This is a genomic window from Streptomyces lycii (assembly GCF_009735685.1).
Taxonomy (GTDB): domain Bacteria; phylum Actinomycetota; class Actinomycetes; order Streptomycetales; family Streptomycetaceae; genus Streptomyces; species Streptomyces lycii.
This window is the reverse complement of the sequence record NZ_WHPN01000176.1, coordinates 1-7,699: the sequence shown is the minus strand read 5'-3', so window position 1 is coordinate 7,699 and position 7,699 is coordinate 1. Positions and strand designations below refer to the sequence as shown.

The 7,699-nt window shown below is 74.7% G+C and carries 6 protein-coding genes; 2 read left to right on the top strand and 4 right to left on the bottom strand.

What is annotated here, in order from left to right:
* Positions 1-455: 455 nt before the first annotated feature.
* The gene (locus tag GCU69_RS07305; protein ID WP_156205452.1) at positions 456-1,673 is read left to right on the top strand and encodes an amino acid deaminase/aldolase; all 1,218 of its coding nucleotides are present in this window, start codon (positions 456-458) and stop codon (positions 1,671-1,673) included.
* Between the two features lie 461 nt (positions 1,674-2,134).
* Here the strand turns inward: GCU69_RS07305 and GCU69_RS07300 are convergent, their stop codons facing one another.
* Genes GCU69_RS07300 through GCU69_RS07285 form a run of 4 tightly spaced genes read right to left on the bottom strand, consistent with a single transcriptional unit; the run spans position 2,135 to position 6,800 of the window.
* On the bottom strand, positions 2,135-3,163 hold the full coding sequence (locus GCU69_RS07300; protein WP_098751039.1) for a DUF2510 domain-containing protein: 1,029 nt from the start codon (positions 3,161-3,163) through the stop codon (positions 2,135-2,137).
* Between the two features lie 60 nt (positions 3,164-3,223).
* Entirely contained in the window at positions 3,224-4,006 is a 783-nt protein-coding gene (locus GCU69_RS07295) for a 3-oxoacyl-ACP reductase (RefSeq protein ID WP_156205453.1), read from the bottom strand.
* Between the two features lie 26 nt (positions 4,007-4,032).
* The gene (locus GCU69_RS07290) at positions 4,033-5,400 is read right to left on the bottom strand and encodes an aldehyde dehydrogenase family protein (RefSeq protein ID WP_328629983.1); all 1,368 of its coding nucleotides are present in this window, start codon (positions 5,398-5,400) and stop codon (positions 4,033-4,035) included.
* Between the two features lie 32 nt (positions 5,401-5,432).
* A complete protein-coding gene (locus GCU69_RS07285; protein ID WP_156205450.1) occupies positions 5,433-6,800 on the bottom strand; it encodes a glutamine synthetase family protein in 1,368 nt (455 codons plus the stop codon).
* 85 nt (positions 6,801-6,885) lie between these two features.
* Here GCU69_RS07285 and GCU69_RS07280 point away from each other — a divergent pair, with 85 nt between their 5' ends.
* Positions 6,886-7,629 (top strand): FadR/GntR family transcriptional regulator, encoded by a 744-nt coding sequence (locus tag GCU69_RS07280; RefSeq protein ID WP_098751042.1) that lies wholly within the window; start codon positions 6,886-6,888, stop codon positions 7,627-7,629.
* The last annotated feature ends 70 nt before the right edge of the window (positions 7,630-7,699 follow it).

Here is a 7,699-nt window from a genome sequence, read left to right as displayed (position 1 = left end):
CGTCAGTGCGCGTCGGGGAGCCCGCGTCATCACCCGCCGGGGACCCCGTGTCGGCACGCGCCGGGGAACCGGTGTCGCCGCCGCCGGACGCCCCGGCAAACCGGTCTGCGCCCTCACGGGGCGCCGGTTGGGCGGACCGCGGCCGGTGGCGCGGCTTCGGTGGCGGGATCGGGAGCGGCTTGCTGCCGGGCGGCGGGGGCGGCGGCGGCTCGGCGGGCGTGCGAGGGGCCTCGGCGCTCATCCGCCCCCCTTCGTCCGTGCGCTGCGATGCCCGCCGACCACCTTCCGGGGCAGGCCTGTTCGTCTGTCGGATCGCCCGCCGCCCCGGTGGGCCGCGGTGTCCGCGTCACTCTACGACGCGCCGCGACCGGATCGGCAACCGCTCCGCGAGCATGGCCGGTTTGCCCCGACCGCTCCCCTGTCCAGGGCGTATCCTGTTCTGGCAAGGTGAACACATGTCTACTTCTGCTCCCGGGGCGGTGGCGGACCGGGAGCGTTACGACCGGGCCACCGCCCGCTTCGACGCTCCGCTGGCGATCGTCGACGTCGCCGCGTTCGACGCCAACGCCGCGGATCTCGTACGGCGCGCGCGGGGCAAGCCGGTCCGGGTCGCGACCAAATCGGTGCGCTGCCGGGCGCTGCTCGAACGGGTCCTGGCCCGGGAGGGCTTCGCCGGCGTCATGTCCTTCACCCTCGCCGAGTCCCTGTGGCTCGCCCGGTCCGGCGTACGGGACGTGCTGCTCGCCTATCCGTCGGCCGACCGCGCCCGGTTCGCCCAGCTCTGCTCCGACCCCGGGCTCGCCGCGGCGGTGACCGTCATGGTGGACGACCCGCGGCAGCTCGACCTGATCGACGCCGCCCGCGGCGCGGACGGACGCGAGGACGTCCGCGTCTGCCTGGAACTGGACACCTCGCTGCGGCTGCTGGGCGGCCGGGTCAGGGTCGGCGCGCGCCGCTCCCCGCTGCACACACCGGAACGGCTGGCCGGGCTGGCCCGCACGGTGGTCCGCCGCCCCGGCTTCACACTGGCCGGGCTGATGGCGTACGAGGGCCATGTCGCGGGGGTCGGGGACGCCGTCCCGGGGCGCCCGGTGCGGTCCCGGGCGGTGCGGCTGATGCAGGCGGCGGCCCGGCGGGAGCTGGCGGCCCGGCGCGCGGAGGCGGTCCGCGCGGTACGGGCGGTGGCACCGGGCCTGGAGTTCGTCAACGGCGGTGGCACGGGCAGCGTCCAGCACACCGCGGCCGAGAACGCGGTGACCGAGATCGCGGCGGGCTCCGGTCTGTTCGTGCCGCGGCTGTTCGACCACTACACGTCCTTCCGCGGCTCTCCGGCAGCCCTCTTCGCGCAGCCCGTCGTCCGGCGTCCGGGGCCCGGTGTGGTGACCGTGCTCGGCGGCGGACTGCCCGCGTCGGGCGCGCCGGGCGCCGACCGGCTGCCGGTGCCGTATCTGCCGCGGGGGCTGCGGTACGACCCGCAGGAGGGCGCGGGCGAGGTGCAGACCCCGCTGCTCGGGCCCGCCGCCGACGGCCTGCGGGTCGGCGACAAGGTGTGGTTCCGGCACGCGAAGGCCGGGGAGTTGTGCGAGCGGTTCGAGGAACTGCTGCTGGTCGACGGGGACCGGGTCGTGGACACGGTGCCGACGTACCGGGGCGAGGGACACACGTTTCTCTGAGGGCTCGTTCCCCTCGGTCTCCGGAGGGCTCGCTCTCCGGGCGGCCCCCGTGGTCATCGGGGGGCGCGCGTCATCCGGGGGCCCGCCGTCTCAACGCCCGCTCGCCCGGGTCCCGTCCGTCCCCGGAGGCGGGCCGTCCCCGGAGGCGGGCCGTCCCCGGAGGCAGTCCGTCCCCGGAGGCAGTCCGTCCGACGGCCGTGTCCCCGGACCCACGTGGTCACCGACCCGCGTCCTCGCCGGCCCGCCTCCTCGTCGGCTCACATCGTCACGGACCCGCGTCGTCAGGGCCGTTCGTACGGCCCCGGCCCCTCCTCGGTGTGGCTCCGGCGGCGGACCACCGGCCGCGGGGCCCGCCGCTGCCTGCCTCCGGGGGCAGCCACCGGCCTCGGTTTCCGGCCCCCGCGGTCCCCGTCTCCGTGCCCCTCCGGGGCACCGGTCCCGCCCGCACGGGTCACGGGCCGTCAGACCGCGCGGCCGTCCGGGACGGCGCCTCCGGTCAGCGGTTCGATGCCCTCGGTGATCTCGTCCATCACGGACAGCGGCGGCGCCTCGTCGCTCGCGTCGAACCCGAAGCGGACGACGACGAACCGGTCCTCGTCCAGCGGCGACGGGAAGACCAGGGACTGCACGTACCCCCCGGCCCCGTCGGCCGTGTCGAGCTTCCAGCGCACCAGGTGGCCCCGCTCCCCCGCGACCGTCACCGGCTCCGACGCGACCTCCTGCTCGTCCTCGATGCCGCCGTACGCCTCGTCCCCGGTCGTCGGGCTCTTGCCGTACGACTCCTCGGCGTTGAGCGCTATGTCCTCCTCCGCGATGCCCTTCGCGGTCGTGGCGTCGTAGCCGTCCGCCGCCAGGGAGTTCACGCCGCCGCGCACGCAGCGCAGCTCGTCGTCGCCGGGGCAGGCGTAGGGGCCGGTGGTGAGGCCCGCGCCGGCCGAGCCGCTGCGGCCCTCCCAGCCCTCGGGCACCGGGAGGTAGATGCCGTTCACGGCGTCCATGGCCCGGTCCGCCGGCCCGGGCGGCACCGGTTCGCCGCCGCCCTCCTCCCCGCCGCGTCCGCCGTCCTCGTTCTGCGGGCCGCTCTCGTCGCCGAAGCCGCCCCCGCCGCCCGGCCGGTCCTCCGGGCCCGGTTCGGCCGGGGCGGTCGGCGCGGGCCAGGGCGCGGCGGTGTTCCGCCGTTCCGTCTCGGCCCCCAGCCACACGATGCCGCCGACGGCCGCGAGGATCAGCACCAGCACGGTGAGGGCGACGACCGTCTCCGCCCTGCGGTGGGCGCCGCGCAGGGACTCCGGCCGGCCGTAGCCGCCCGCTCCGGCCGGCGGTTCGGGCGGCGGCTCGAAGAACCCGCCCGAGCGGAGGCGTTCGGGCCCGTCGGCGATCCGCGCCTCACGCGTGTGCTCGGTCCAGGCGGATCCGTTCCACCAGCGTTCGGGTTGCGGGGCGCCGCCGTTGTGTCCGGGATCCGGATACCACCCGGGTGGAGTCGTCATCCTCACGGCGCACACCTTAAGGCCGGGCATTACGGCGCGTACACCGCTCTGCGCGATCGGCTACAGCGGCGTCACGTACGCCCCCGCGATACCGCCGTCGACCAGGAAGTCCGCGGCGTTGACGAACGAGGAGTCGTCACTGGCCAGGAAGGCGACGGCCGCCGCGATCTCCTCGGGCTCTGCGAACCGGCCCGCCGGCACGTGCACCAGGCGGCGCGCGGCCCGCTCCGGGTCCTTGGCGAACAGTTCCCTCAGCAGAGGGGTGTTGACCGGGCCCGGGCACAGCGCGTTGACCCGGATCCCGTCCCGGGCGAACTGCACGCCCAGCTCCCGGGACATCGCCAGGACCCCGCCCTTGGACGCGGTGTAGCCGATCTGGGACGTGGCCGCGCCCATCCTCGCGACGAAGGAGGCGGTGTTGATCACGGAACCCCGCCGCTGCTCCCGCATGTACGGGATGGCGTACTTGCAGCACAGGAAGACGGAGGTGAGGTTGACCTCCTGCACCCGCCGCCACGCCTCCAGGCCGGTGTCGAGGACCGAGTCGTCGTCGGGGGGCGAGATCCCGGCGTTGTTGAAGGCGACGTCCACGGAGCCGTAGGTGTCGTACGCCGCCCGGAAGAGTGCCCGGACCTGTTCCTCGTCGGTGACGTCGGTCCGTACGAACAGCCCGCCGGTCGCGTCGGCGGCGGCCTTGCCGGTGGTCTCGTCGATGTCGGCGCAGACGACGTGCGCGCCCTCGGCGGCGAGCCGGCGGGCGGAGGCCAGGCCGATGCCGCTGCCGGCGCCGGTGACGACCGCGGTACGGCCCACCAGACGGCGGCACGCGGACTGCTCGGTCACTTCGGTCACTGCTGTCTCCTCTGGGCTCAGGCGTCGTCGGTGCTGATGAAGACGTTCTTGGTCTCGGTGAACGCGGCGAGCGCGCCGGGGCCCAGCTCGCGGCCGAGGCCGGACTGCTTGTAGCCGCCGAAGGGCGTCGAGTAGCGCACGCTGCTGTGCGAGTTGACGGAGAGGTTGCCGGCGGCGACTGCCCGGGAGACGCGGAGCGCCCGGGCCACGTCGCGGGTCCAGACCGAGCCCGAGAGCCCGTAGTCGGTCGCGTTGGCCAGCCGTACGGCGTCGGCCTCGTCCTCGAAGGGAAGGACGACGGCGACCGGGCCGAAGATCTCCTCCACCGCCGCGCGGCCGCCGCCCGCGGCACCCTCCAGAACCGTCGCGGGATACCAGAACCCCTTGCCGTCCGGAATCCCGCCGCGGATGGCGGCGGGCGCGTCCTCGCCGACATAGGACCGGACCCGGTCCCGCTGGGCCGCGGAGATCAGCGGGCCCATGGCGGTGTCCGGGTCGGAGGGGTCCCCGGTCCGGAAGGCGAGGACCGCGGGCTCCAGCAGTTCCATGAACCGGTCGTACACCTCCCGCTGGACGAGGATGCGGCTGCGGGCGCAGCAGTCCTGGCCGGTGTTGTCCAGGAAGGAGCCGGGGGCGGCGGCCGCGGCGCGTTCCACGTCGGCGTCGGCGAAGACGATGTTCGGGCTCTTGCCGCCGAGTTCGAGCGTCACCCGCTTCACCCGGTCCGCGCACGCCGCCATGACCTGCTTGCCGACGGCCGTGGACCCGGTGAAGACGACCTTGGCGGTGCCGGGGTGGTCCACCAGGGCCTTCCCGGCGACCGGTCCCTCCCCCGGCAGGACCTGGAAGAGCCCTTCGGGAAGCCCCGCGTCCAGGGCGAGTTCCGCCAGCCGCAGCGCGGTCAGCGGGGTGGACTCGGCCGGTTTGAGCAGGACGGCGTTGCCCGCGGCCAGGGCGGGTGCGGTGCCCCACGCGGCGATGGGCATGGGGAAGTTCCAGGGGGCGATGACGGCGACGACACCGAGCGGCTCCCGGAAGGTGACGTTCAGGCCGCCGGCGACGGGGATCTGCTCTCCGGTCAGCCGCTCCACCCCGCCGGCCGCGTAGTCCAGCAGGTCGCGGACGTTGCCCGCCTCCCAGCGGGCGTTGCCGATCGGGTGGCCCGCCTCGCGGACCTCCAGCCGCGCCAGCTCCTCCAGCTGTCCGTCGACGGTCTCGGCGAAGCGGCGCAGCAGCCGGGCCCGGTCGCCGGGCGCGAGCGCGGCCCATGTCCGTCCGGCGCGGGCGGCCCGGGTGACGGCGGCGTCGACGTCGTCCGGTGTCGCGGCGGGGACGGTGGCGACCAGCTCCTCGGTCGCCGGGTCGATGACCTGAAGCTCGTGCACGTGGTGCTCCTGGTGTGGGGTGTTCGCGGCGGTCACATGCGTTCGAAGGAGCGGAAGCGTTCCCAGTCGGTGACCGCGGTGTCGTAGGCCTGCTGTTCGACACGGGCCATGTGCAGGTAGTGCTCGACGACTTCGTCACCGAACGCGGCCCGGGCGAGCGGGCTGGCCTCCCAGCGGTCGGCGGCCTCCCGGAGCGTGGCCGGTACGTGCGCGGCGTCCCCCGCGTAGGCGTTGCCGGTGCAGGCGTCCGGCAGCTCCAGCCGCTGCTCGATGCCGTGCAGCCCGGCGGCGACCATGCCGGCCACCGCCAGATACGGGTTGACGTCGCCGCCGGGCAGCCGGTTCTCCAGCCGGTGGGAGTGGCCGTGGCCGATGACGCGCAGCGCGCAGGTGCGGTTGTCGGGGCCCCAGGCCACCGCGGTGGGGGCGAAGGAGCCGGGGCGGAACCGCTTGTAGGAGTTGATGTTGGGGGCGTAGAGGAGGGTGAAGTCCCGCAGGGCCGCGAGCTGTCCGGCGAGGAAGTGGCGCATCAGCGGCGACATGCCGTGCTCGCCGTCGCCGTCGGCGAGCACGGGGCGGCCGTCCTCGTCGCGCAGCGAGAGATGGATGTGGCAGGAGTTGCCCTCGCGTTCGTCGTACTTCGCCATGAAGGTGATCGCCATGCCCTCCTGGGCGGCGATCTCCTTGGCCCCGGTCTTGTAGACGGCGTGCTGGTCGCAGGTGGTGAGGGCGTCGTCGTAGCGGAACGCGATCTCGTGCTGGCCGAGGTTGCACTCGCCCTTGGCGGACTCGACGGTCATGCCCGCGGCAGCCATCTCGTTCCGGATGCGGCGCAGCAGGGGCTCGACGCGGCCGGTGCCCAGGACCGAGTAGTCGACGTTGTACTGGTTGGCGGGGGTCATGCCGCGGTAGCCGCGGGACCACGCCTCCTCATAGGTGTCCCGGAAGACCATGAATTCCAGTTCGGTGCCCGCCTGCGCGGTCCAGCCGTGCTCGGCGAGCCGGTCCAGCTGACGGCGCAGCACCTGGCGCGGCGAGGCGGTGACCGGGGAGCCGTTGTGCCAGGCGAGGTCGGCGGTGAGCAGGGCGGTGCCGGGGTTCCACGGCGTACGGCGGAGGGTGGCGAGGTCGCCGTGCATGCAGAAGTCGCCGTAGCCGCGTTCCCAGGAGGACATGGCGTAGCCGTCGACGGTGTTGAGGTCGACGTCGACGGCGAGCAGGTAGTTGCAGCCCTCGCTGCCGTGTTCCAGCACCGTGTCGAGGAAGAACGGGGCCGCGAACCGCTTGCCCTGGAGCCTTCCCTGCATGTCGGTGAAGGCGAGGACGACGGTGTCGATCCCGCCGCTGTCGACGAGGCGGCGCAGCTCGCCGACGGCGAGCGGGGGCTTGCGGTCTGCCACGGAAGACCTCCCGGCTTCGGTAGGGGCGCCGATGCGCGCCCGGTTTAAGGTAGACCTTCAGACCTTTGACGGGGAAGAGGTGCCGATGAGCGAGGGCCACGCGTCGGGAGCGGAGGCCGGGGACCGGCTGGCGACCGTGCTGCGGCCGGTGCGCGGCAACGGCTTCGAGGAGGCGCTGGAGCAGATACTCCGGGTGCTCCGGCTGGGCCTGGTGCCGGAGGGCGGCCGGCTGCCCGCCGAGCGGGAGCTCGCGGAGCGGCTGGGGATCAGCCGGGTGACGTTGCGCGAGGCGCTGAAGGTGCTGGCCGAGCAGGGGCTGCTGGAGAGCCGGCGCGGGCGGTACGGCGGGACGTTCGTGCTGCCCCGGCCCGGGACCGCCGGTGGCGGAGCGGCCGAACTGCGGCGCCGGACGGCCTCGGTCGACCTGGAGGACGCGCTGCGCTTCCGCGAGGTGCTGGAGGTCGGGGCGGCCGGGCTGTGCGCCGCGGACCGGCCCGCGGGCGAGCGCGCGGAACGGCTGCGGGAGGCGCTGGCCGCGACCCACGACGCGCCGCTCGCCGACTACCGGCGGCGGGACACGCTGCTGCATCTGACGCTGGCCGAGCTGAGCGGCTCCCCCTCGCTGGCCGCGCAGTACGCGGCGGTACGGGCCGGGGTGAACGAACTCCTGGACTGCATACCGCTGCTGGTCCGCAATCTGGAGCACTCGCAGGCCCAGCACACGGCGCTGGTGCGGGCCGTGCTGGACGGCGACGCGGAGACGGCGCGGAGGGTGATGCGGGAACACTGCGCGGGGACGGCGGCGTTGCTGCGCGGGTTTCTGGCGTAGGCCGCGCGGGTTTCTGGCGTAGCCCGCGCGGGGCGCGCGGTCGCCGCTGCCGGTCGGGCCGGTGGGGCCG

What these genes read in the sequence shown, in the direction of transcription:
- GCU69_RS07300 (WP_098751039.1), bottom strand. Translation starts at nt 3,163, where the DNA reads ATGACGACTCCACCCGGGTGGTATCCGGATCCCGGACACAACGGCGGC.
- GCU69_RS07305 (WP_156205452.1), top strand. Translation starts at nt 456, where the DNA reads ATGTCTACTTCTGCTCCCGGGGCGGTGGCGGACCGGGAGCGTTACGAC.
- GCU69_RS07280 (WP_098751042.1), top strand. Translation starts at nt 6,886, where the DNA reads ATGAGCGAGGGCCACGCGTCGGGAGCGGAGGCCGGGGACCGGCTGGCG.